23 protein-coding genes are annotated in these 23709 nt (G+C 63.8%); 15 read left to right on the top strand and 8 right to left on the bottom strand.

What is annotated here, in order from left to right; all coding sequences use genetic code 11:
* Window positions 1-93: 93 nt before the first annotated feature.
* Window positions 94-1395, bottom strand: coding sequence for a chloride channel protein (locus CG51_RS14370; protein WP_233141174.1), 1302 nt, complete (start codon window positions 1393-1395; stop codon window positions 94-96).
* Window positions 1396-1738: 343 nt separating this feature from the next.
* Here CG51_RS14370 and CG51_RS20970 point away from each other — a divergent pair, with 343 nt between their 5' ends.
* On the top strand, window positions 1739-2962 hold the full coding sequence (locus CG51_RS20970) for a DUF937 domain-containing protein (RefSeq protein WP_035746146.1): 1224 nt from the start codon (window positions 1739-1741) through the stop codon (window positions 2960-2962).
* A gap of 100 nt (window positions 2963-3062) precedes the next feature.
* On the opposite strand, the gene CG51_RS14360 is transcribed toward CG51_RS20970, so the two are convergent.
* Window positions 3063-4220, bottom strand: coding sequence for an iron-containing alcohol dehydrogenase (locus CG51_RS14360; RefSeq protein ID WP_035746184.1), 1158 nt, complete (start codon window positions 4218-4220; stop codon window positions 3063-3065).
* A gap of 217 nt (window positions 4221-4437) precedes the next feature.
* On the opposite strand from CG51_RS14360, the gene CG51_RS14355 reads away from it, so the two are divergent.
* From CG51_RS14355 to CG51_RS14335, 5 genes are all read left to right on the top strand, one after another.
* Window positions 4438-5727: an ABC transporter substrate-binding protein gene (locus CG51_RS14355; RefSeq protein WP_035746144.1), complete on the top strand. Its 1290-nt coding sequence runs from the start codon at window positions 4438-4440 to the stop codon at window positions 5725-5727.
* 125 nt (window positions 5728-5852) lie between these two features.
* Entirely contained in the window at window positions 5853-6749 is an 897-nt protein-coding gene (locus CG51_RS14350; protein ID WP_035746142.1) for a branched-chain amino acid ABC transporter permease, read from the top strand.
* The gene (locus CG51_RS14345; protein ID WP_035746140.1) at window positions 6746-7681 is read left to right on the top strand and encodes a branched-chain amino acid ABC transporter permease; all 936 of its coding nucleotides are present in this window, start codon (window positions 6746-6748) and stop codon (window positions 7679-7681) included. The genes CG51_RS14350 and CG51_RS14345 overlap by 4 nt, the downstream gene beginning before the upstream one ends.
* Entirely contained in the window at window positions 7678-8439 is a 762-nt protein-coding gene (locus tag CG51_RS14340; protein ID WP_035746137.1) for an ABC transporter ATP-binding protein, read from the top strand. The genes CG51_RS14345 and CG51_RS14340 overlap by 4 nt, the downstream gene beginning before the upstream one ends.
* A complete protein-coding gene (locus CG51_RS14335; protein ID WP_035746135.1) occupies window positions 8432-9076 on the top strand; it encodes an ABC transporter ATP-binding protein in 645 nt (214 codons plus the stop codon). The genes CG51_RS14340 and CG51_RS14335 overlap by 8 nt, the downstream gene beginning before the upstream one ends.
* Window positions 9077-9197: 121 nt before the next feature.
* Here the strand turns inward: CG51_RS14335 and CG51_RS14330 are convergent, their stop codons facing one another.
* Entirely contained in the window at window positions 9198-9503 is a 306-nt protein-coding gene (locus CG51_RS14330; protein ID WP_035746133.1) for a DUF1902 domain-containing protein, read from the bottom strand.
* Between the two features lie 432 nt (window positions 9504-9935).
* On the opposite strand from CG51_RS14330, the gene CG51_RS14325 reads away from it, so the two are divergent.
* The 3 genes from CG51_RS14325 (at window position 9936) to CG51_RS14315 (ending at window position 12642) form a co-directional block, all read left to right on the top strand.
* Complete coding sequence (locus CG51_RS14325; protein ID WP_035746132.1) at window positions 9936-11192, top strand: Nramp family divalent metal transporter; 1257 nt, start codon at window positions 9936-9938, stop codon at window positions 11190-11192.
* Between the two features lie 121 nt (window positions 11193-11313).
* Window positions 11314-12045 (top strand): class I SAM-dependent methyltransferase, encoded by a 732-nt coding sequence (locus CG51_RS14320; protein ID WP_035746130.1) that lies wholly within the window; start codon window positions 11314-11316, stop codon window positions 12043-12045.
* A gap of 327 nt (window positions 12046-12372) precedes the next feature.
* Complete coding sequence (locus CG51_RS14315; RefSeq protein WP_035746128.1) at window positions 12373-12642, top strand: hypothetical protein; 270 nt, start codon at window positions 12373-12375, stop codon at window positions 12640-12642.
* 145 nt (window positions 12643-12787) lie between these two features.
* Here the strand turns inward: CG51_RS14315 and CG51_RS14310 are convergent, their stop codons facing one another.
* Window positions 12788-13549 carry a YbaY family lipoprotein gene (locus CG51_RS14310; RefSeq protein WP_035746125.1) on the bottom strand — a complete coding sequence of 254 codons (762 nt, stop codon included), beginning with the start codon at window positions 13547-13549 and terminating at the stop codon, window positions 12788-12790.
* A 670-nt stretch (window positions 13550-14219) separates the two neighbouring features.
* Entirely contained in the window at window positions 14220-14492 is a 273-nt protein-coding gene (locus CG51_RS21150) for a transposase (protein WP_035746124.1), read from the bottom strand.
* Between the two features lie 206 nt (window positions 14493-14698).
* Between CG51_RS21150 and CG51_RS14300 the strand changes: the two genes are divergently transcribed.
* The gene (locus tag CG51_RS14300) at window positions 14699-16270 is read left to right on the top strand and encodes an ABC transporter substrate-binding protein (protein ID WP_051930633.1); all 1572 of its coding nucleotides are present in this window, start codon (window positions 14699-14701) and stop codon (window positions 16268-16270) included.
* Between the two features lie 566 nt (window positions 16271-16836).
* Here CG51_RS14300 and CG51_RS14290 read toward each other — a convergent pair.
* Both CG51_RS14290 and CG51_RS14285 read right to left on the bottom strand, forming a co-directional pair.
* Window positions 16837-17037 carry a hypothetical protein gene (locus tag CG51_RS14290; RefSeq protein ID WP_035746120.1) on the bottom strand — a complete coding sequence of 67 codons (201 nt, stop codon included), beginning with the start codon at window positions 17035-17037 and terminating at the stop codon, window positions 16837-16839.
* Window positions 17038-17154: 117 nt separating this feature from the next.
* Window positions 17155-17595 carry a MerR family transcriptional regulator gene (locus tag CG51_RS14285; RefSeq protein ID WP_023517540.1) on the bottom strand — a complete coding sequence of 147 codons (441 nt, stop codon included), beginning with the start codon at window positions 17593-17595 and terminating at the stop codon, window positions 17155-17157.
* Between the two features lie 98 nt (window positions 17596-17693).
* On the opposite strand from CG51_RS14285, the gene CG51_RS14280 reads away from it, so the two are divergent.
* Genes CG51_RS14280 through merA form a run of 4 tightly spaced genes read left to right on the top strand, consistent with a single transcriptional unit; the run spans window position 17694 to window position 20123 of the window.
* A complete protein-coding gene (locus tag CG51_RS14280; protein ID WP_003501072.1) occupies window positions 17694-18107 on the top strand; it encodes a mercuric transporter MerT family protein in 414 nt (137 codons plus the stop codon).
* Between the two features lie 16 nt (window positions 18108-18123).
* Window positions 18124-18411: a cation transporter gene (locus tag CG51_RS14275; protein WP_010661778.1), complete on the top strand. Its 288-nt coding sequence runs from the start codon at window positions 18124-18126 to the stop codon at window positions 18409-18411.
* Window positions 18412-18422: 11 nt separating this feature from the next.
* The gene (locus CG51_RS14270; protein WP_003501076.1) at window positions 18423-18680 is read left to right on the top strand and encodes a hypothetical protein; all 258 of its coding nucleotides are present in this window, start codon (window positions 18423-18425) and stop codon (window positions 18678-18680) included.
* The gene (gene merA / locus CG51_RS14265) at window positions 18681-20123 is read left to right on the top strand and encodes a mercury(II) reductase (RefSeq protein ID WP_003501078.1); all 1443 of its coding nucleotides are present in this window, start codon (window positions 18681-18683) and stop codon (window positions 20121-20123) included. It abuts the gene before it with no gap.
* A gap of 36 nt (window positions 20124-20159) precedes the next feature.
* Here merA and CG51_RS14260 read toward each other — a convergent pair whose 3' ends face one another.
* Entirely contained in the window at window positions 20160-20747 is a 588-nt protein-coding gene (locus tag CG51_RS14260) for a recombinase family protein (RefSeq protein ID WP_003501080.1), read from the bottom strand.
* 155 nt (window positions 20748-20902) lie between these two features.
* Between CG51_RS14260 and CG51_RS14255 the strand changes: the two genes are divergently transcribed.
* Window positions 20903-23698, top strand: coding sequence for a Tn3 family transposase (locus tag CG51_RS14255; protein ID WP_035746175.1), 2796 nt, complete (start codon window positions 20903-20905; stop codon window positions 23696-23698).
* The last annotated feature ends 11 nt before the right edge of the window (window positions 23699-23709 follow it).

Raw genomic sequence — 23709 nt, 5'->3', positions numbered from 1 at the left:
AAGCGTGAGGGCGCAGAATGTCAGGACGAAGATAATGATGACCCAGATTATATAGATACTTTCTGGTGAGTCCCGCCTGCTGATCGCTAGTAATTATGGGGTGGGCGTGTTGTCTCGTTTCTGCTCCCGTGCACGCATCAGGCGGAGGGCGTCGGCGAGCCAGAGGCGGGCCAGGCCGTGGTAGAGCGGCTCGGGCGTCAGGATCCGGGCCACGCCATAGCCGATGAGTGCTGCGGCCATGACGGGCAGGATGTCGTCATGATTGCCGGTCATCTCGAACACGATGACGAAGGCGGTCATCGGCGCCTGCACGACCCCGGCGAAATAGCCCGCCATCCCCAGAACCGCGGCCATGCCGCCCGGCGTGCCGATCAGGGCCCCGATCACGCTGCCCAGCCCTGCGCCGACGGAAAGGGAGGGGGCAAAGAGACCGCCCGGAATTCCCGAGACGGTGGAGGCCAGCGTGGCCACGAACTTTGCCAGAAAGAACTCCGGCCCCAGCGTCTCGCCCCCGATCGCCGCGCGGGCGTGGTCATAGCTCGTGCCGAAGGCTGCTCCGTTCGTGGCGATCCCCGCCACCGCCACCACCAGCCCCGCGATCCCCGCGACCGCCACGATCCGCCGTGCGGGCGATCCGGGATTCCAGCGCCGGATCCGCCGTGTGAGCCAGAGCGCCCCGGCAGAGAACCCGGCCCCGAGGACGCCCCCCGCCACCCCCGTGGCAAGGATCAGCGGCAATCCCTCCGCCAGCGCCAGTGTGCCCTGCGAGGCTCCGAAATAGGTGTAGTGCCCCTGGATGGCCAGCGAGGCCAATCCGGCGATCACCACGGTGGAAAGCACGATCCCGTTGGTGCGCGCGTGGTAGCTCCGTCCCATTTCCTCGATGGCGAAGACGATCCCGGCGAGGGGGGTGTTGAAGGCGGCCGCGATCCCCGCCGCCGAGCCGGCCAGGATCAGCCCGCGCGCCTGGATCATGCCGCCCAGCCGGGCGGAAAGCAGCATGATCGCCGCGCCGATCTGCACCGTCGGCCCCTCTCGCCCGATGGAGGCGCCGCAGAGCAGGCCGGCCACGGTCAGCACGATCTTGCCCACGGCCGTGCGGATCGAGAGATAGATGAGCTGTCCCTGCCCTTTCAGCTCCCGCGCTGCGATGGTCTGGGGGATGCCACTGCCCTGCGAGCCGGGGAAGTAGCGCCAGGCGATCAGGGCGCAGGCGATGAACCCCGCAGGCGTCAGCAGAAGCGTGGCCCAGAGCCGCCACGGCGGGCCGGAGATCGCCCGTCCGAACAGATGTTGCGCGGTATCGGCTGCATGGGCGAAGGCCACGCTGACCAGTCCCGTCGCCAGTGCCCCGAGCCAGAAGACCAGCCGCGCCCGCCAGCGCGCCGGCGACACCAGAAGCGCCTGCGACCGTCTGAACGCTCCCCGGCGTGCGCCCTGCTTCAGCCTGATCCGTGTCCGCCTTGCTTTGGTTTTCTGCGGTTCGGGGCTGGTTTGGGGCATAGGGGGACCTCCGGTGATCTCCCTCGCCTGCACCCGTTCGGGTGAACGTGCAACCCCCCTGCGCCGGTGCGGCCGGGAAATGCAGGCGTTCAAAACATGAAGCCATCCAATCCATAGGGGATGGTTTTCTGCCTCATTGCGATACTTCTATAAGTCCGGGGCTCCGCGTCGCAAGGATGGGACACGGGTCGGGCTCCGTGAAAGCTTTTTGGAAGGCTTTCCAGAGGGAGGTCCAATGTCACTTATTCAGACGCTTCTTTCTACGGTGTTGTCCGGCCCTGCTGTGGACCGCATTGCCGGGCTGATCGGGGTCGATCCTGCCAAGGCACGACCGGCGATCACGGCGGCCGCTCCTGCCTTGCTGGCGGGTCTCGTCAGCGCGGCCACCAATCCGCAGGGCAGCAAGGCGCTTGTCTCCGCGCTCACCGGACTCGCCAGTCAGGAAGGTGATCCGCTGACGCGGCTTACAGCGAGTGCAGGCGGGGCAGGTGGAATGCTGTCCTCTATTTTCGGGGACGGAACCCTCAAGACACTCGCATCCAAGATCGGCAGCTATGCGAGCCTGCCCGAAGGGCAGTCCGGCCCGCTGATGGGCGCCGTTGGCAGCTTGCTGCTCGGCTCGCTTGGCAAGGCCGCCGCGGCACCGGGCGCCACGCCGGCGGGTATTCTCGACCAACTCGTTGCTGGCAAGGATGAAATCGCCAAGGCGCTGCCGAGCGGTCTGGCCCAGAGCCTGGGTGCTGTGGGCGGATTGTTCGGTGGAATGGGCGGAGCTGCTTCCGCTGCGGCGGCAAGTGGCATGGAATCGGTGACGGCTAAGGCCACCGCTGCCAAGGCCACCATGGAGACCCCCCGGACACCCCCACCCCCACCCAGGCCTACGCCCCCGGTGCCGGAGAAACGCTCCTCCTGGTGGCCGTGGTTGCTCGGCATCGTGGTGCTGGCCCTGCTGGCCGCCTGGGCGCTCGGAGCCTTCCGTTCTCCGCCCCCGCCCCCTCCGCCTCCGCCGCCCGCTCCTCCGCCTGCAGCGGCTCCTGCGCCTACGCCACCGACAGCCCCTGCAACTCCCGCACCGGCGCCGATCCCGCCGACGCCCGCTCCGACGCCTGCTCCGACCCCGGCCCCAACCCCGGCCCCGGCTCCGGCAGGCGGACCGATGGATGTGATTACGGGGTCCATCGACCGGCTGCGCGGTACGCTTGACACGGTGACCGACCGGGCCAGCGCTGAGGCTGCGCTCCCGACACTGCAAGGGGTGCGCGACAACCTTGGTTCTGTCGCATCGGTGGTGAACGCGTTGCCCGACACCGCGAAGACCGCGATCGACGGGGCCATCGACAGCGCCATGCCTGCCCTGCAAGCCGCGCAGGACCGGCTCTTCGGCAATAGCGACATCGCCGAAGTGATCCGCCCGGTACTCACCGATGTGATGAGCCGCCTGCGCGGGCTGGCCGACTGATCTTGCGGGAGGCGGTGCCGCCTCCCGCAGCTTCTGCCCGGAAGCCCGGTCATGACTGCCATTCATGGGGGAGCGGCAACGCTCCCCTTTCGTGCATGAATCAGAAGATCGCCGCGTAGAGGTCGCGCACTTCCGCCCGGCTCATGTCGCGGGGGTTGGTGGCGATCAGGCGGCCGATGCTCACCACCACTTCCTCCGCCATCGGGTCCAGATCTGCCTCCGTCACGCCGAGCTTCGAGATCCGCCCTTCCAGCCCGCTTTCGGTGAACATGGCGTCCAGCTCGTCGATCAGCGCCGTAGCGGCGGCGCGTGGCGTCCCGAAGCTCCGCCCCGGCAGCAGCACGGGCGCGAGTTCGGCATAGAGCGCCTCTGCCGCCGGCAGGTTGAAGCGGAACACCGGCCCCATCACCAGCGCATTGCCATGGCCGTGCGGAACGTGGAACCGCGCGCCCAGCGGATAGGACAGGCCGTGCACCGCGCCTACGCTGGCATTGATGAAGGCCATGCCCGCCAGCATCGAGCCAAGCAGCATCTTCTCCCGCGCATCGACATTGTCAGGCTCGGCCAGCACTTTGCGGTAGTTGGCCCCCAGCAGGGAGAGCGCCTGCACCGCCATCGCATCGGCCAGCGGGTTCTTGCGGGTGCGGCTGGTATAGGCCTCCACCGCGTGGACCATCGCATCAAGCGCCGTCGCCGCGGTGACATGGCGGGGCATGCCTACCGTAAGGCCCGCATCCAGAAGCGCGATATCCGGCAGCAGCACCGGAGAGAAGATCGCGCTTTTCAGGTTGTCGCCCGAGGTCAGCACGGAAACGCTGGTCACTTCCGATCCGGTCCCGGCGGTGGTTGGGGCAAGGATGAGCTTCAGCCGCGCGCCACGTGTGCGCTCCACGCCGACCATCTCCTCGATCGGCTGGTCGGTATTGGCGGCCAGCGCGATCACCTTGGCCGCATCCAGAGAGGATCCGCCGCCAAGGCCCAGCACGCCCTCCGCCCCGCTCTCCCGCGCCGCGCGGACGCCCTCTTCCACCACGGCGACGGGCGGGTCGGCCACGACGCCGTCGAAGACAGCGACCCCGATCCCCGCCGCGCGGAGCGATTCCTCCGCCGTGGCGGCAAAGCCCCGCTCCACGATGCCCCGGTCGGTCACGATCAGCACCGTCTGGCAGCCCAGTTCCCCGAACAGCCGCCCGACATCCGCCAGCCCGCCCACCGCGCATTCGACGCGCGGCGTGGTGCGGAAGGTAAATCCACTCATCCCATCCTCCATTGGCCATCCTCCATTGGTCTCCGTCTTTCCCGGCACCCACGGCGGACCCCGTGATCGTTCCGGGACAGACCCCCCTTGACTAAGTTCCACCTACCCGGAAGTATGTCAATCGCCCAAGGGGAGGTCCGCCATGCGGAACGAGTGGGCAACAGAATGTCAAAAGGTGGATCGGGAAGGATTTTCCGGACCCCTGCGGAGGAAGAGCATGAAAGTTTCCCTGAACAGGACCGCCTGCGCCGCCGCGCTGCTCGCGGCCGGAACCCTGACCGGAGCCCTGGCCGGAACCGCTGCCCGGGCCGATGAGATGCATATCGGCTTTCCGGTGTTTCTCTCCACCGCCGCGGCGGGCGCCTTTGGCGAGCCGGAGAAACGCGCAGCCGAACTTCTGGTCGAGGAGCTGAACGCAGGCCACGTTCCGGCCCCCTATGCCGCGACCGGCATCAACGGCCGGACGCTGAAGGCCACGTTCATCGACGAGGCGGCGGATGCGGTCTCCGAGTACCGCAACCTCGTGGAGCGCACGGGGGTGGATGCGGTGATCGGCTACACCTCCTCGGCCAACTGCAAGGCCGTGGCGGAACTGGCGGAGGAGCTGGAGACGCCGACGGTGCTCGTCGATTGCGGCACGCCGCAGATCTTCGAGGAGCTGGTGACGGAACCCGTCTATCTCTTCCGCACCGGCCCGACGGGCACGATGGATTCGGTCGGCGCCGCGCGCTACTTCAAGGATATCGGCGTCGATCTGGGCAAGGTGGCCGGCATCAACCAGAACTATGCCTTCGGTCAGGATGCCTGGCGGGACTTCACCGGCGCGATCAAGGCGCTGGACCCGAAGGCGGGGATCGTTTCCGAACAGTTCCCGAAGGTCTATGCCGGACAATACGGGGCCGAGGTCTCCGCGCTGATGACGGCCAGCCCGTCGGCGGTCTTCACCTCCTTCTGGGGCGGCGATCTGGAGGCGTTCATCCTGCAATCCGCGCCCCGCGGCCTGTTCTCCCGCGCGCCCGTGCTGATGACCTGCGGCGAGGCGGCGATCGGCCGGCTGGCCAAGGACATCCCCGAAGGCGCGATCCTCGGCGCCCGCGGGCCCTATGGCTATTTCGCCCCGGAAGGTGACCTGGCCACCTGGTTCCGCGACGCCTATGAGAAGAAATTCGGGGAGGTGCCGCCCTATCCCGCCTGGAAGATGGCGCAGGCCGTGCTCGGCCTGAAAGCCGCCTGGGAAAAGGCAGGCGAGGGTGCCGACAAGGAAGCCGCCGTCGCCGCCTTCAAGGGGCTGGAATTCGACAGCCCCGCCGGCCCGGTGAAGATGGCGATCGGCGCGGGCCACCAGTCCATCCAGTCGATCAGCTACGGCAAGTTCGCCCGCGACGCGGCCGGCAAGCCCGGCGTGACCGAGGTGGTGACCTATGCCGCGGAATGCGTGAACCCGCCGGCCGACATGCTCGCCGCCGACTGGATCGCCAAAGGCTTCCCCGGCGCGAAATGCGACTGACCGGAAGGGCATGATCCCGTTCCGGGCGGCCTCCCGCCCGGAGCGACCGCCGCCTGCAGCCCCCTCCTGGCCCGATCCTCCGCTTCCCGGAGGCCCCTCCTTCGCCCGTCCAATGTGGAAATCCCATGCTGCTGATCACCGCCATCCTGCTCGACGGGCTGAGCTATGCCGCCTGGCTGTTCATCATCGCCGTCGGCCTCACCCTGATCTTCGGGGTCATGCGCATCCTGAACATCGCGCATGGCGCCTTCTATGCAATCGGTGCCTATGCCTGCGTGACGGCGCTCGGGGTCTATTATGCCGCCGGACTGCCGGAGGCGGGGGCCTATCTCGTGATGGGGGCTGCCGCCATCCTGACCGGCCTCGTCGTGGGGCTGCTGGTGGAAGGGGTGCTGCTCCGCCGTCTGACCGGGCGGGATGAGGTGCTGATGGTGCTTGTCACCTATGCGCTGTTCCTGATGCTGGAGGACGGCATCAAGCTCATCTGGGGGGCGCAGAGCTATTTCGTTTACCAGCCCTATGCCTGGCCCGGATTTGTCGAGATCTTCGGCCTGCCCTATCAGGTCTATGATCTCGCCATCATCGGGATCGCCGTGCTTTTGGGCCTCGGCCTGTGGTTCTGGCTGACGCGGACGCGGACGGGCAAGCTCATGGTCGCCGTGGTGGCCGACAGGGAGATCGCGGCCGCCATGGGGATCAACGTCCGCCGCATCTTCGCGATCACCTTCGCGCTCGGCACCATCCTGGCCATGCTGGGGGGCGCGCTCACCGCGCCGAAGATCGCCGTCACCTCCTCCATCGGGGTGGAGGTCATCATCCTCGCCTTCGCCGTGGTGGTGATCGGGGGGCTGGGCTCCATTCCGGGGGCCGCGGTGGGGGCGCTGTTCGCCGGTTTCGCCCGCGCGGCGAGTGTGCACCTCGCCCCGCAGTTCGAGCTTTTCGCGATCTATGCGGTGATGGCGCTTGTCCTCGCCATTCGCCCGCACGGGCTCTTCGCACGCCAGACGGGGCGCAAGATATGACACTCGATTTCCGCAGGGACGGCCGGCTCGTCCTGATCCTCGTGCTGCTCGTCGTGGCGGGCTACTTCCTGCCGGGCTGGCTGCGCTATCTGCTGCAGACCTCGCTCGCGGGTGGGCTGGTGGCGCTGGCGGTGATGATCCAGATGCGGGCGGGGCTCGTCTCCTTCGGGCAGGGGCTCTATTCCTGCCTGGGCGCCTATGTCGCGGCGATCCTCGCGGCAAAGGCCGGGGTGAAGGATGTGGCGATCCTGCTGCCAGTGACGATCCTCGCCTCCGCGCTGTTCGGGAGCCTGCTGGGACTGCTGCTGTCCCGCTACCGCGAGATCTTCTTCGCCATGCTTTCCATGGCGCTGTCGATGATCCTTTACGGCGTGCTGGTGAAATCGGCCTGGCTCGGCTCCACCGACGGGTTCAACCTGCCCGCGCCCAGCTATTTCGGTTTCTCCCCCCGAGCGGCGGCACGGGGCGACTGGAGCTATGTCTGTGTCGGCATCGTCGTGGTGCTGACGGCCTATGCCGTGGCCCGCTACCTCGCCACTTCCGCGGGCGCCATGCTTGATGCCGTGGCGCAGAACGAGATCCGGCTGGAATATCTGGGCGCCTCCCCCCGCAAGGTGGTGTTCACCGTCTATGTGGCGGCGGCGGTTATCTCTGGCATCGGCGGCGCGCTCACCGCGCTGTCCACCCGGCATATCGACCCGGAGCTTGCCAACTGGACCACCTCCGGCGGTTTCGTGTTCGTCGCATTGCTGGCCGGCCGGGGCAGCGTGATCGCTCCGGTGATCGGTTACTTCCTGCTCGAACTGGTCAAGACCTATGCGCTCGACTGGGCGCCGAATGCCTGGCAGCTCATTCTGGGGGCGGTGATGCTCTTCGTCATCCTCGCGCTTCCGAATGGCGTGTGGTCCCTTTTCGCCCGGAGGTCGCAATGACCGATGTAATGCCCGTCCTCGATGTGCGGGGCCTCGAGAAGCACTTCGGTGGCGTGGTCGCCGCGCGCGACATCAACGTGACCGTCGGGGCCGGGGAGCAGATCGCCATCGTCGGCTCCAACGGCGCGGGGAAGACGACCTTCGTCAACATGGTCACGGGCTATCTGAAGCCCTCGGGCGGCACGATCCGTTTCCGCGGACAGGATGTGACCGGTCTCGATCCGCGGCAGACCGCGCGGGCCGGCATCCGGCGGTCGTTCCAGATCGCACAGGTGTTTCCTGCCATGACGGTGCTGGAGAACATGCTGACCGCCGACATGGCCGGGGATACCGGCCGGGGCGCCTTCTGGAAGCCCAGCCTCTCGGACGCGCGGATCCAGCGTGCGCGCGCAGAGCTTGCACATTTCGGGCTGGCCGGGGAGGAAGGACGGATCGCGGGCACCCTGCCGCAGGGGGTGCGCAAGCAGCTCGACATCGCCATGGCTTCCGTCGGGCGGCCGGAACTCATGCTGCTGGACGAACCGACTTCCGGCGTCTCGGTGGATGAAAAGATGGCGATGATGGACAGGGTGATCCACCCGCTCCGCGACATCGGCGCGACGATCATGTTCATCGAGCACGACATAGACATCGTGCGCAGCTATGCCCGGCGGGTGATCGCCTTCTACGAGGGCACGATCCTTGCCGATGGTCCGGTGGAGACGGTGCTGGCCGAGCCGAAGGTGCGGGAATATGTCATCGGAGACCGTCATGCTTGAGACACGCGATCTGGACGTATCCATCGCGGGGACGCAGATCCTGCGCAAGGTGACGGTGGCCATGGGCGCCGGCCGCACCGTCGGCCTGATCGGCCGGAACGGCGCGGGCAAGACGACCTTCATGCGCTCCGTCATGGGGCTTCTGCCCGCGGCAGGGGGCAGCATCCATCTGGCCGGCACCGACATGACGCGCCGCCCCGCCTATGCCCGTGCGCCCATGGGCGTGGGCTACATGCCCGAGGACCGCCGCCTTATCCCCGAGTTCTCGGTGGAGGAGAACATCCTTCTGCCGCAGGATGCGGTGGGGCGGATCAAGGGGCGCGAACGGCTCGACTGGATCTACGGTCTGATGCCCGAGATCGCCCGTTTCGCAGACCGCAAGGCGCTCGCGCTCTCGGGCGGGCAACAGAAGCTCGTGGCACTGGCGCGCGCGCTGCTGATCGGCGAGCGGTTTCTCATGCTGGACGAGCCATTCGAGGGCGTGGCCCCGGCGCTGGCGCAGCGGTTGATCGAGGTGGTGGCCGCGCTCCGGGCCGAAGGGCTGACCATTCTGCTTTCGGAATCCGACCACGTGCATTCGGCCAGCCTGCTCGACGATCTCTACGTGATCGAGCGCGGGGCGGTGGTGCGGGGGTAGTCCCGGTCCCTTGCCGACTACGGCGTCGCGAGAGGCATGAACCGGAGCGCCGGTCAGGCCCGGAGATCAAACCCAGAGAGATCAGGCTGGGAGAGATCAGGTCGGGAGATCGGGGGACAGGTCAGGCGGGAAGCGTCATGATCCGCCGGGACCGCAAGAGGACGGGGATCCCCTCCCTCCCCGTCCGCATTCCTGCCTGCGCTCCCGTTCGGGCTCTGGCTTCCCCCTTGTGGAGACCCGCAGTCTTCGACCGGGCAAAAAGGGTCCTCAGAACCCCGGGCAGCCGCTCCTGTAGCTCGCCGAAGCTGTGGGCGGACAGCGCGAGATCGGCGATGTCGCCGGAGGTGGCCGTCCAGACCCCGGCGGCATCGTTCCACCGAGCACTGACGGTAATCTTCGGCTGTAGCATTCCGGTCCTTTCGATCATCTTCCCCTCCTCAATCTCCGCGCCCCCTGCCGGGTTCCGCGTCTTTTACCTCTGTGGTTAGGATCGGATGGCGCAGCGCCTGAATGCGGCAGTGGTGAATGCTGCGGGCAATACTGCTGCCTGAATGCGGCTGCCCCCGTGATGTAGCCCGCGTGATGGCTGAGTAGAATGTGGCCCGAGTGATGGCGAAAATGCTGAGCCTGAAGCTGGGCGACCGGCTGCGACACACCCCCGAAGTCGGCAATCCTTTGCCTCTTTGGCGCGCACCGCCCGCCAAAGAGGCACGTGGAGAGACGGAATGTCGCAACTTGTGTGACAAAACGACACATGACACTTCCCTCCTCGCGTGCTGAAGGCCTCAGATGCGCCGCATCGGTTGCCTTCGGGCTGGTGCGGCGATTATGGGGTCCACATTGTAACAAGGGAGTGAGGATGACCCAGCAATCCCAAAAGGCCGCCGAGCCGAAGTGGAGCATCGTCGGGCCGGGGCTCGTCGTGGCTGCCACCGGCGTCGGGGCGGCCGACCTTATCGCCACCACCGTTGCGGGCAGCAAATACGGCTATGCCCTGCTGTGGTCGGTAATCGCGGGCTGCATCATGAAGGTGATCCTGGTGGAGGGCGCCGGCCGCTATTCCCTCGCCACCGGCAAAACGATCTTCGAGGGCTGGTCGAGCCTCGGCAAATGGACCAGCTGGTATTTCGGCCCCTACATCGTCATCTGGGGCTTCGTCTATGGCGCGGCCGCAATGGCGGGCACGGGGCTCGCGCTCTACTCACTGTTCCCGTTCCTCAGCGTCGCCGTCTGGGGGATCATCTCCGGGCTGCTCGGCATGGCGCTCGTCTGGTCGGGCAAATACGACCTGTTCGAGAAGGTGCTGACCGCAATGGTCATCCTGATGTTCATCTCGATGGTCGCTGCCGCCGCCTTCACCCTGCCGAACCTGGGTGAGATCCTGCGCGGCCTCATTCCGTATATTCCCGAAGGCGCGATGATCAACGTCCTCTCCGTCGCGGGCGGCGTGGGCGGCACCATCACGCTCGCGGCCTATGGCTACTGGCTGCGGGAAAAGGGCTGGGACACCCCGCGCTACATGCGGGTGATGCGGCTCGACAACGGCATCGCCTATCTGGTGACCGGCATCTTCGTCGTGGCGACGCTGATCGTCGGGGCGGAGCTGCTCTATTCGGCCAATATCGCCATCGGAGGCGGCGATCAGGGGATGGTTGACCTCGCCACCGTGCTGGGCGAACGCTACGGCAGCTGGATGAGCAAGCTGTTCCTGATCGGCTTCTGGTCGGCCTCCATGTCCTCGCTCGTGGGCGTGTGGAACGGGGTGAGCCTGATGTTCGCCGACTTCCTCGGCCATGAGCAGGGCAAGCCACACAACGATCCCGACAGGCTCGCAGGTGGGCGGTATTACAAGTTCTACATCTTCTGGCTGACGATCCCGCCGATGGTCATGCTGTTCCTGGGCCAGCCGGTCTATCTGATCCTGGCCTACGGGGTGCTGGGGGCGCTGTTCATGCCGTTCATGTCGGTGACGCTCCTGTGGATCCTGAATACGGACCGGGTGCCAAGGGAATGGCGCAACGGGCTGCTCACCAACATCATGCTGCTGCTCTGCACGCTGGCCTTTGCCGCTCTCGCGGTGGACCAGCTCCGCGGTGCGATCATGCGGGTGTTCTGAACTCTCTGAAATCCAGTTCCCTGAAAACCGGAAAAGCCCCGCCTTTGTGCGGGGTTTTTTCATTTGAGACTTTTCCTTTCGGGCGAATGGCGGGCATGTTTGCCGGGCATGAGGGAAAGATATGGCCCAGAACATCTACGACGACCCTGCTTTCTTCGCCGGTTACCGCCAGCTGCCCCGCCAGGTTCTGGGGCTGGAAGGTGCGCCGGAATGGGCTGCCATCCGCGCTTTGCTGCCGGATGTGAGGGGTGCGCGCGTGGCCGATCTGGGCTGCGGCTTCGGCTGGGCCTCCCGCTGGTTCCGGGCGGAGGGCGCGGCTTCGGTTCTGGGGTATGACCTGTCGGAGAACATGATCGCGCAGGCAAGGGCCCGGACCGACGATCCGGCCATAGACTACCGCATCGCCGATCTGGAAGCGCTTACCCTGCCAGAGACCGCCTTCGATCTGATCTACAGCGCGCTCACCTTCCATTATATCGTCGATTTCGCCTGGCTGACCGACATGATCCACCGGGCGCTGGTGCCGGGGGGCAGGCTGGTCTTCACCATCGAACACCCCGTCTATATGGCCCCGGCGCATCCCCACTGGACGGAGGATGAGGATGGCCGCCCGACCTGGCCTGTCAACGGTTATGCCGATGAAGGGGAGCGGCGCACCGACTGGTTCGCGCCCGGAGTGGTCAAGCAGCACCGCACGCTCGCCACGACGCTCAACACGTTGATCGGGAGTGGTTTCGATCTGCTCCGGCTGGACGAATTCGCCCCGACGGAGGCTCAGGTCGCAGCCATGCCGGAGCTTGCGGTGGAAAGGGAGCGGCCGATGATGCTGCTCCTCTCAGCCCGGAAGCGCTGAGGCAATTGCTGAAGGCAGTCGCTGAGGCGCAACGGGAACCGGCATCCTCCTGTATCGGGCGATCGGCCCCGCCAGTTCGGGTCGGGTCGGGTCGTGCGTGGCAGGTGGCGGATTTTTCTCACCCATATCTAGTGATCACAGTAAAGCGGATGCGGCGAAGTCAATTGGGATCATCGGGGAATATCTGTGCAATGACGCACACAACATGTGAGAATAGGCATCTTATCTCCAATTATGTTTGATCCTATATCAGTGCCGTAACCGATGGAAAGATCGGTGGACCGCAAGAGTGAAGCTACAAGACGGTCCGAACGAAGGATGAAAAAGATGTTTGCCAAATCCATTCTCGCAGTTGCCCTTCTGGGTCTCGCTGCTCCCGTCATGGCTCAGGGCGTCAACCCGGGCAAAGCCCAACTCGCCCAGCAACTCGGTGTGAACCCGACGGAATTCTCCGTGAACGAGCTGGTTCAACTCGACAATGCGAAACGCCATAACGATCATGAGCGGGTCGACCTGATCCTCAACCATGACGCGATGGTCACCCGCGGCGCCAACACCCCCACCGCGCTGATCGTCCCGGACTACGCTGACGACTGATCGCTCAGATCATCGCAGAACTCGCACAGGGCACGCCATCCGCGTGCCCTTTTGCTTTGCCGGACCGATCCGGCTGTCAGCGGAAGGGGCGGCTGCGCAGGATTGCGGCCTGAGGGCGGCATGCAGGGTGTTTCCGGCTTTCAGCTCATCTCTCGGTGGCGCGGAAGGCCGCAATCCCGGCGCCGGCCTCGTCCAGAAGGACAAGGACCTGTCCCGTCGGGTCGCTCTGCCAGCGCCGCGCGGCTGCGAGTGCATGGAAAAGCGCTCTCTCCTGCTCCATCGCGAGGGGCGGGCAGGCCATCATCGTGCTGGCGATGCGGCCGAAGTCGATATGCTCCCCCTCGATCCGCGCCTTGCCGGTGATCATGTTGCAGCCGCCGGAGCCGGACAGCGTGCCATCTGCCGCGATCTCGATCACCGCCTGAACGCCCTCCTCCGCAGGTTGATCCCCGACGCTTTCGAGCCGCCATGTGCCAGTAGGAGTCGCGGCGGGCGTCGTGGTGGGCGTCGTGGCCGGGGTGGTGACGCGCTCCACCACGATCTCGGCCTGTCCTGCGGGGTTCTCGAAGGCCGGATGACGGGTCGTGGTGATGAAAAGCAGCCGCTCCCCCGCCGTGATCCGTGCCTGCAGCGCATAGCTGTGCCCCTGCGCGATGGCGGCGGCGTCATACTCCAAGGCAAAGGGGAACGGCGCGGCATGGCCCGGCCGGAGCGTGGTCTCGGCAAGGATGGTCGCCGGTGCATCGGCGCGGGAGACATCGAGGAGCTTCACCTCCACCTCGGCTCCGGGCGGCAGGGCCATGCGCTCCCGATAGGTGACGGTACCGCGCAGGGTCTCGGCAGAAAGGGGGCCGGCCATCACAGCCGTGGCCAGAATCGCAAAGGCAGGAAGGCGGGATCGGATCATCTCCGGGACTCTTTGTAAGCGCATGGATTAAGCATGAACCGGCAGTATAGCAGGAGCGCGGCCATGTTGTGGAGCGCTCAATTGCTTGCCTGAAACCTTCTCCGCGACCCGTGATCACAGATGTGGAGAGCGGCCCATCGGACGAACCGGAGGCCTAGAGGAAATAGGAAGTGGAGCCGGTGACATGGTGTGACAAGGGTTCTTCGCCCAGCCGTGGGTGATCCGACGCGATTTTGCGTCTTCAAACAAGTCTGGCCCATATCTCGGGCTTTCAGCGCGAATGCGGAAGTCCGGGGCCGTCCTGAAATCTGCCAAGGGGCGAAGGCTTCAGCCACATCAACCGTCTGATCCAGAAGAGGACGGAGCGGCGAGGGCATTGCGGAGAAGAAGACGATCGGCGGGAAAAACCAGGTCGATCCTCTACCGCTTCCAAACGCCCCCAAAAGGCGTCAGGAACCGGATGCAGGCAGGCTGGAACAGGCCGTCTCCGAGCGACAGGAAGCCGCACATTTTGGCGAACGCGGGGCCATCCGGAACGGTCAGTTCGTTAACAAAAAAACAACGGAAAATAAGATACTTACAGTCAAAGTATCTCGGTTTGCTGTTAACGTGAAATGTGCCCTTATGCTAGGGACATCGCGGATTAACACTTGCCTTGGACATCGCGCATTCACACCTGCACGGTCTGAAGTGCGATCAAATGGCAGGATCTGGTCATGCTGCCGCCGGCCGACAATGGCGGTAACAGGCTGGTGGCTGACGGCATCAGAACGGAACGCCCCTCCCCGTTCAGGCGCTCGATCGCGTTAGCGCTGTGAAGCTTGGCGCAATGTTGGGCAGGGAAGGCCATGCAGGCCAGCACGTCCTCCCTGTCCATGATGATTGGCCATTTTGTCGACAGTTGACAAATCTGCACCCGATGCCCGATGCTTTCTTTGGCCATTTGGAGGAGTGGCCGTCACCCGTTCCGCTTACGGCAACTGAGCGTATTGCCCCGTCAGGCCCAATGCCTGAGGGACGGCGACTTTTGCCGCCTGCCTGGAACGGGGCGACGGGAGGCAACCGGGCACAGGACCGCTGGCCGGTGGGGGAGTGAATAACCCCCCCGCCGCCATCGTGGCCTGCAGCCCATCGGGGGAGGAACCGGACATGACGACAGAAATCGGCAGAACATCCGTGGCGCAGCCGGACTGGAAGCGGCGGCTTTTCATCCTGGGGGCGGCGGGGGCCGGCGCACTGGCGGTGTCAGGGCTGCCGGGACGGGTGCTCGCCGCCACGGCGGACCGGCTGAAGGTGGCGCTCCATGCCAATCCCTCCAGCCTCGATCCGGCGACCGGGAGTTCCGGCTCCGACCATATGTATCTCTATTGCCTTTACGACACGCTGACGGAGTGGGATCCGGATACGCTGACCGTCCGCCCCGGCCTTGCCCGGAGCCATGCCTTCACCGACCCGAAAACGCTGGTGCTGGATCTGCAGGAGGGCGTGACCTTCCATGACGGCACGCCGCTCGATGCGGAGGCGGTGAAGTTCAACCTCGACCGGGTGCGGGGCGAGCCGATCTCCAACATCCGCGCCGATCTGGCCACGGTGGAGAGCGTGGAGGTGACCGGCCCGTTGCAGGTCACGCTGCACCTCAAGGAACCCGACAGCGCCCTGCCGCTCATCCTGTCCGACCGGGTGGGGATGGTCGTCTCCCCCACCGCGCTCCGGGCGAGCGAAGGGGGCAGGCTCGACCGCGCGCCCGTGGGTTCGGGACCATGGAAGCTCGTCAGCTGGACGGATGGAGAGCGTTTCCTGGCCGAAAAACATTCGGCCTACTGGCGGCAGGACAGGCCAGGCATGCAGGAGATCGAGATCCTCATCATGCCCGATGCCGCAACCCGGCTGCGCTCCCTGCAGAGCGGCCAGACCCATATCGCCTGCCAGATCACCGAGCTTCTGCAACCGATCGTCAAGCGCTCGCCGAAGCTGGAGGTCCGCGCCCGGCCGACGATCTGGTGCTATATCCTGTTCCTCAACGCCTCCAAGGGGCCGCTTGCGGATGTACGGGTGCGGCAGGCGCTCAACTACGCGATCGACCGGGAGAACTTCATCCGCGCCGCGATGGCCGGCCAGGGAGAGGCGGCCAGCATGATGCTGCCGAAATCCCACTGGGCCTATGCGCCGGAGGCGGAGGGACGCACTGCCTATGACCCCGACAGGGCAAAGGCGCTGCTGGCGGAGGCCGGTTTCGCGGACGGGTTCACGCTCGATTTCCGCGGCTTCCCCGATCAGGCCTATGTCCAGCGGCAGGAAGTCATCCTGAACCAGCTGGGCAAGGTCGGCATCCGCGGGCGCTTCGCCAATGCGCCCATCCCGGAGACCGACAGCCGCTGGTGGGGCGAGCGGCAGGGGGAGGCCTATTTCTCCGTCTGGACGGGCAGGCCCGATCCGACCAACACCTATGCCACGCTCTATGGGGAGACGTCCTATTACAATCCGAGCCGCCTGAAACCGCCCGAAGGCTTCATGGAGGCGATCACCGAAAGCCGCTCCACCGACGATCAGGCGGCCCGGGCCAAGGCGCTTGCCAGAGCACAGGTACTTGCCATGGACTTCGCGCTGAACGTGCCCATCGCCTTCCGCTACCAGATGGATGCGGTAAACCGGTCGGTGAGCGATTTCGGCCCCAACCTGCTCGGCAAGCCCAAGTTTACCACCGCCGTGGTCGGCGCGTAGCCGGCGCGGCGGTCAGAGGGCATCGCCGATGCCCCGAGGCGCCCCGGGCCGTCAGGGGCTATCAGAGGGGTTGGATTAGGAGATGGGTCTCAGGCGTAGAGCGGACCGGCATGAGAGAAGTCGTCAGGGCCTGACCTCCAGGCGGGGACATCCAGCAGGCTGCTGAGAAAGGCTTTCTGGCCTGTGTCTGGCCTGTGTCTGGCCTGTGTTGGAGCGGAGATCATTCGCAATGTGACGAAATCCAGCCGGAAATCCATATACTTCCGGGCGCTCCCGCGCAGATGATCCGATTTCTGGCACATAGGCATGACACTTCAGGACTGTTTCAGCAGCCTGCTAGGTGGGGAGGCGCCGGTGGCCTGAAATCGGTGCCCCGCCTCCGGCGTGACGGTTCCGCGGCAGAGCAGACCCGTTAGCAGGCTACTGAAAAGCTCTCAGATGAGCGGGGAGCGGAAATCGTTCACAAGCCCCCGGATACGGCCGGAAAACTACACGATCTGGATCATTGCAGGGCAAATTTCCCGATTTCCGGAGTACAGACATGAGACGGCAACCTTTTCAGCCTCTCAGTCCCGCGCATCCGGCCCGGTCCGCCCCACGGTCTGCCCCCCGGCCTGCACCGCAGAGACGCGCGGGCCGAAGGCTGCAACAGCCAGACCCAGCAGGGAAACGCCCACTGTCAGCCCGGCCAGCCCCGGCCAGCCGCCATGCTGCCAGAACCAGCCCCCCGCCCAGCCGGTCAGGCTCGCCCCCGCATAGTAGAACATGAGGTAGAGCGCCGTCGCATGCCCCTTGTTTCCCCTTGCCGCCGCGCCGACCGCGCTGCTGGCAACGGAATGACCGATGAAGAAGGGGTCAGAACAAGAGCTGCTCGAAATCGTACGCTAAGCTTGAACGGAGCGGGAACGCTTGATTGACCGCATTTCAAAAAGGGCATCTATGACCGGACATTCTGGAACCTGATCGCCGGTGCATTGCGCCGCCATATTCGACATGGCCCGCTCCAGACGCCGCAGATCGGCGATTTTCTGACGGATATCTTTCAAATGTTCGATGGTGAGCGCATGGACCTCCCGGCAGGTGTAGGTATGCCCATCGACCAGGCGAAGCAGGCCGCGCAACTCGTCCAGGCTGAAGCCGAGTTCACGGCCGCGCCGCACGAAATGCAGCCGCCTTGCGTGTTCAGTTGTGTAGATACGATAACCCGCTGCGCTGCGGGCGGGCTTCGGCATGACGCCGATTTTCTCGTAATAGCGGATCGTCTCTATGTTGACGCCGCTGCGCTCGGACAGCACGCCGATCGAAAATTCATCATTCTGTGTCATCACATAGCTCGCACAAATCCGTGAAAATTTCTCGCTTGACCCTGTAGTCGCTACAGGCACTAGGGTCACGATAGATCAATTGCGGGAGCATGTGAACGATGATGCAGGATGAAACACGGACGCTGGCAAATACAGTCACAGAGCCAGCCGAAAAGGGTTTTGATCGGGCAGCATTGCTGTCGGTCGGCGGCATCGTTGCGGCACTGGGCGCAGCAACCTGTTGCGTGCTGCCCTTTGCCTTGTTCTTCGCTGGCATCAGCGGCGCGTGGATCGGCAATTTGACCGCGTTCGAACCCTACCAGCCTGTGTTTATCACGATCGCGCTCGCCTGCCTCGGCTACGGTTTCTATCTCGTCTATCGCAGGCCGAAGGCGGCTGAATGCGCCGAGGGTTCCTACTGCGCGCGTCCATCATCCCATCGGAACGCCAAGATCGGCCTTTGGGTCGCAACTGTCTTGATCATTATCGCCGTGGGCTTTCCCTACGCCGCCCGCCTTGTCCTCGATGCTTAATCCCAAGGAGAATCTCATGAAAATCCTGCCCCTCATTGCCCTTACTGCGTCCCTGCTGACGGGTGGTCACGCTTTTGCCGCCGAGCAGACCGTAACCTTGAATGTTGCCAATGCCACCTGCGAACTCTGCGGCCCGATTGTGAAGCGGGCGCTCAGCAACGTTCCAGGCGTGCTCGATGTTGATGTATCGGAGGCGACCGGCGCGGCGATCGCGAAGGTGCGCTTTGACGACAGCCAGACGAATGTCGCCGCGCTGATCACCGCAACCACCAATGCTGGCTATCCGTCCGGCGTTTCGCAGTAAGGAGGTTCAGCATGACAGATGGAAAGTTCATCGGCCTTGGCGGAGTCGGGTTTCTCGCCGTCATCTGTTGCGCCGCGCCATTTCTTTTGGTCGCCGCTGGCTCTTTTGGCTTTTCCGCATGGTTCGCAGCGGCCGGCTATGTGCTGATCCCGATCGCTCTCGCCGCGATTGGGGCGTCCGCACTTTATCTTTACCGGCGTCGGCGTTCCGCCTCATCAGCGGATGCCAATTGCTGCTCGATGAATAACAAGACAACAAAGGTGAATTGAATGTGTGAAGCTTGCGACGTTCCAACTTCCAACAAAGGCAACGGCCGTTATGATCTTGTGGTCGTCGGAGCTGGCTCGGCCGGTTTCTCCGCCGCGATCACGGCCGCCGAACTAGGCGCCCAAGTGGCTCTTGTCGGGCATGGCACGATCGGCGGTACATGCGTCAACATCGGCTGCGTGCCCTCGAAAGCCCTGATCCGGGCCACGGAGGCTGTACGTCACGCCAACGATGCGGCTGCCCGGTTTGATGGGATCGAAAGCGGCGCGCGCGTGGTTGATTGGGCCGCTCAGATCGCCCAGAAAGACGCTTTGGTTGCCGGTCTGCGACAGGCGAAATACGCTGATCTGCTGCCGGAGTACAACAATGTGGTCTACCACGAAGGTCCGGCCCGCCTCGTTGACGGCGGTGTCCAGGTCGCGGGCCAGCACATCGGCTCCGAGCGAATTATCATCACCACCGGTGCGCGTCCGGCGTTGCCGGGGATTCCGGGGATCGCTGACGTATCGCCGCTCGACAGCACGACAGCGCTCGCCCTGACCGAGCTGCCACGCTCGATGATAGTGCTTGGCGGCGGCTACATCGGCGTGGAGCTTGCCCAGACTTTCGCACGGGCCGGTGTCGAAGTGACACTCGTGTTCCGCAGCCGGCTTCTGCCGGAGGCTGAACCCGAAATCGGCGCTGCGCTTGCCACCTATCTGGCCGATGAGGGGATTAAAATCGTCAGCGGCATTACCTACGAGTCCGCCCGCAAGACCGATGATGGTGGTGTTGCCCTCGCCATCGCGCGGGACGGACGTCCGGAAATCTTGACTGCCGAGCGGATTCTTGTGGCGACGGGACGCCGCTCGAACACTGAAGCCCTTGGGCTTGCTGAAACCGGTATAGACCTGACACCGGCCGGGGCCATCATCGTTGATGATCGCATGCGCACCTCGAAGGCGGGCGTCTATGCCGCCGGCGATGTAACCGGAAAAGATCAGTTCGTCTACATGGCCGCCTATGGCGCAAAGCTCGCCGCCAAGAACGCATTGAACGGCAACAGCCTGAGTTACGACAACACCGCAATGCCCGCCGTGGTCTTTACCGATCCGCAGGTGGCGAGCGTCGGCATGACCGAAGCGCAGGCGCGGGCTGCCGGACATTCGGTTCGCACCTCCGTCCTTTCCCTCGACAATGTGCCGCGGGCGCTGGCGGCGCGCGACACGCGCGGCCTGATCAAGCTGGTCGCCGACGGGTCAACCCGGAAACTCCTTGGCGCTCACATCCTTGCACCAGAGGGTGCTGACAGCATTCAGACGGCAGCCTTGGCCATCCGCTGCGGCCTGACGATCGATGATCTCTCGGAGACGATCTTTCCATATCTGACGACTGTCGAAGGTTTGAAGCTTGCGGCTCAGACCTTCGACAGGGATGTGAAAAAACTGTCCTGCTGCGCGGGGTGAGGCGAAAGGGAAACGGGTGCCTACTCAAGTTACGGCTTAAACGGAGCGGTCGCCCTCGATCCTGACACGCATGATGGTCTGGCGGCTGGTGTCAAATTTTCTGGCGAGTGCGGAAACGCTCATCCCGCCCGCCAAATCCGAGAGAACATCCAATTTCTGCTTCTCATTGAGCCGAGCGGGACGGCCGAGGGTCTTGCCTTCCGACTTGGCTCGTTTGAGGCCCGACTGCGTGCGTTCGATCAGCAGATCACGCTCGAACTGAGCGACGGCATTGATGACGCTCATCGTCATCTTCCCGGCGGAACTCGCCAGATCGACGCCGCCGAGGGCCAGACAATGGACCCGCACGCCCAGCTCCTCCAGTTTCCTGACCGTCGTACTGACATCGATCGCATCTCGGCCGAGCCGATCGAGCTTGGTGACGATGAGCACGTCCCCGGCTTCGAGTTTATCCATCAGTCGCGAGAAACCCCGGCGCTGCGCAATGGCGACGCTGCCCGAGATGGTCTCGGTGACTATACGGCGTGGCTCGACGTGGAAGCCGGCCGCTTCGATTTCCTGAATCTGGTTTTCGGTGGTCTGTCCGGTCGTGGAGACACGGACATAGGCAAAGGTGCGTGGCATAAGGTTCAATTTCGTCCGAATAGGTTGTCCGAAAGGTGATGCCTGTCCACAAATAAGTCAAGATAATTTGTGGACAGGGTGATTTAGGCCTGTACTCAAACGACCGTTTCCGGACATGCCCGGAACCATCGACGCAAGTTTGTATGGAGTAAAAAATGGCGCGGCGGAAGTTTCTCAAAATTCAGGATCAACAGGAGCTGTTCGGCGTACCGACCGATGAGGATAGTCTGATCCGTCACTACACTCTATCTCCATCGGACCGGCTGGAGATCGAAGTCCGCAGGCGAAAACATAACCAGCTCGGCTTTGCTGTCCAGCTTTGCATGATGCGGCATCCGGGCCGGGCTCTCATGGTGCACGAAATTCCGCCGAGGGCGATGCTCAATTATATAGCCGAACAATTGGATGCTGATCCGGAGAGTTTCCGTTCCTATGCCAGGCGGGAGGAAACTCGCCGCGAGCATATCGCGCATTTGCTTTCCTATTTTGGAAAACGAACAGCAACAGCACAGGACCGGCGCGCCGCCTTACTATCCGCCGTCGGAACGGCGACCGCAACGGACAAGGGCCATTCTATTGCCCAAGCTATTGTCACCACGCTGCGGGAGCGGAAGGTGTTACTTCCCGCACCTGACACAATAGAGCGGATCGGCTTTGCCGGCCGCGTAATAGCCCGCCGTCGCGCCGAGGCTGCCCTGATATCGGGCCTTTCAGCCGAAAAGCTCCAATCCCTCGATGATCTTTTGACGGTTGATCCCGAGATACGACAGACGCGATTCCATTGGCTGCGATCTGCGCCAGATGCTCCGGGAGCAACCAACCTGGTCACGCTGACCGACAGGATCGCTTTCATCCGCGCGCTCGATATCGATCCCCGACTACAAGCCCGCATCCACTCCGGTCGCTGGGAGCAGATGGTCCGGGAGGGCGATGTGACACCGGCATGGCTTGCCGCCGACTTCAACGCCAGTCGGCGGCGCGCGACGATCATCGCGCAGATCATCAAGCTTGGGCAAAAGCTCACCGACGCCGCAGTCACCATGTTCATCAAGCTGATCGGCAGGCTGTTTTCGCAGGCGAATAACCGCAAGAAGCAGCGCCATGTGAACACCCGGATGGAGACGGCTAAGGCACTACGGCTGTTTCTCGACACGATATCGGCTCTTCAGTGCGCCAATGACAATGATGAAGATGCAATTGAAACGCTCGACCGCCACGTCGGCTGGCATCGCTTGGTGCAGGCAAAGCCGACGCTTGCGGCGATGGTGGAAGACAATGACGCCTCACCCTTGCTTATTGCAGCTGAGCAATATGCCAATGTTCGCAATTATGCAGGCCGGTTCCTCCTGACCTTCACATTCCATTCAAGTCGTCGGTATGATCCTTTGCTGGCAGCGATCGAAACACTCAGATCCCTTTACGCGGAAGGAAGGCGCGTGCTTCCCGAACGTGTCCCGATCGCTCATCTCGGCGCGGCGGAGCGTAAACTGATCTTCGGGCAGGCAAAGGCCGATCGCCGTCTCTATGAGATTGCAACACTGGCAGCGTTGCGCGAGCGGCTTCGTTCGGCCGACATCTGGGTCGAAGGCAGCAGGGCGTTCCGGCCGATAAATGAAAATTTCATGCCCCGCCCTACTTTTACCAAGCTGAAGGAAACTGACCAGCTTGGGCTCGGTGTGCAGCGCGACGGGGTGGCTTGGCTCACCGAAATGCAACAATTGCTGGACTTCAATCTGAAACGTCTCGCCCATCGCGCCCGCAACGGCAAACTTGAAGGCGTCCGTCTCGATGCCGGAACCCTGATTGTAACACCGCTGGCGAGCGAAGTGCCCGCTGCAGCCGATGAACTAAATATCGAACTCAGCGAAATGTATCCGCTTGTCGAAGTGCCGGATCTCTTAAGAGACGTGCATGAGTGGACCGGCTTTGCCGACCAGTTCACCCATGTTCGAACGGGCGATTCACCGCAAAACATTCCGGCCATGCTCGCCGGCACGCTCGCGGACGCCACCAATCTTGGCCCGAAACGTATGGCCGGAGCCTCCAAGGGGATCAGCGCCCATCAGATCGGATGGATGCGCATGTTCCATGCCCGCACGGAAACCTATCGCGCAGCGCAGGCATGTGTGACCGACGCCCATGCGCGTCATCCCCACGCCCAGCTCTGGGGAACAGGGACGACCGCATCATCTGATGGTCAGTTCTTCCGGGCCAGTGATCGTGCCGCCAAACGCGGTGATATCAACCTGCATTATGGCAGCGAGCCAGGCTCGAAATTTTACAGCCACCTTTCCGATCAGTACGGCTATTTCAGCATTCTGCCGATCAGCCCGACCGAGAGCGAGGCAGCCTATGTTCTCGACGGCCTGTTCGACCACGACACCATCCTGGAGATCGAGGAGCACTTTACCGATACCGGAGGTGCGAGCGATCATGTATTTGCCCTCTTCACTCTGATCGGAAAGCGTTTTGCGCCTCGGCTGCGCAATCTCAAGGACCGGAAGTTCCATACTTTCGAAAAGGCCGACTCATATCCAGCACTGGCCAACCATATCGGCGCGCCGATCAATACCGCCCTCATTCTGGAACACTGGGATGACCTTCTCCATCTGGCGGCATCAATCACGACACGCTCTGTTGCGCCCTCAATGATCCTCAAAAAGCTGGCGGCATCCTCGAAACCGAGCCAGTTGGCGAAAGCCCTGCGTGAGCTCGGGCGCATCGAGCGATCCCTGTTTATGATCGAATGGTATTCCAACCCGGCACTTCGCCGGCGATGTCAAGCCGGTCTTAACAAAGGAGAATCCGCCCACAAGCTCAAGCGGGCCGTTTTCTTCCATGAGCGCGGCGAAATCCGCGACCGATCGTTCGAAAGTCAGGCATTCCGTGCCTCGGGCCTCAACCTTGTCGTCAGCGCCATCGTCCACTGGAATCCCACATTCCCCAAGTAAATCGCTGATTT

It is taken from the genome of Haematobacter missouriensis, from assembly GCF_000740775.1.
In the GTDB taxonomy this organism is placed as follows: Bacteria; Pseudomonadota; Alphaproteobacteria; order Rhodobacterales; family Rhodobacteraceae; genus Haematobacter; species Haematobacter missouriensis.
This window is presented reverse-complemented; position numbering and strand designations above follow the sequence as displayed.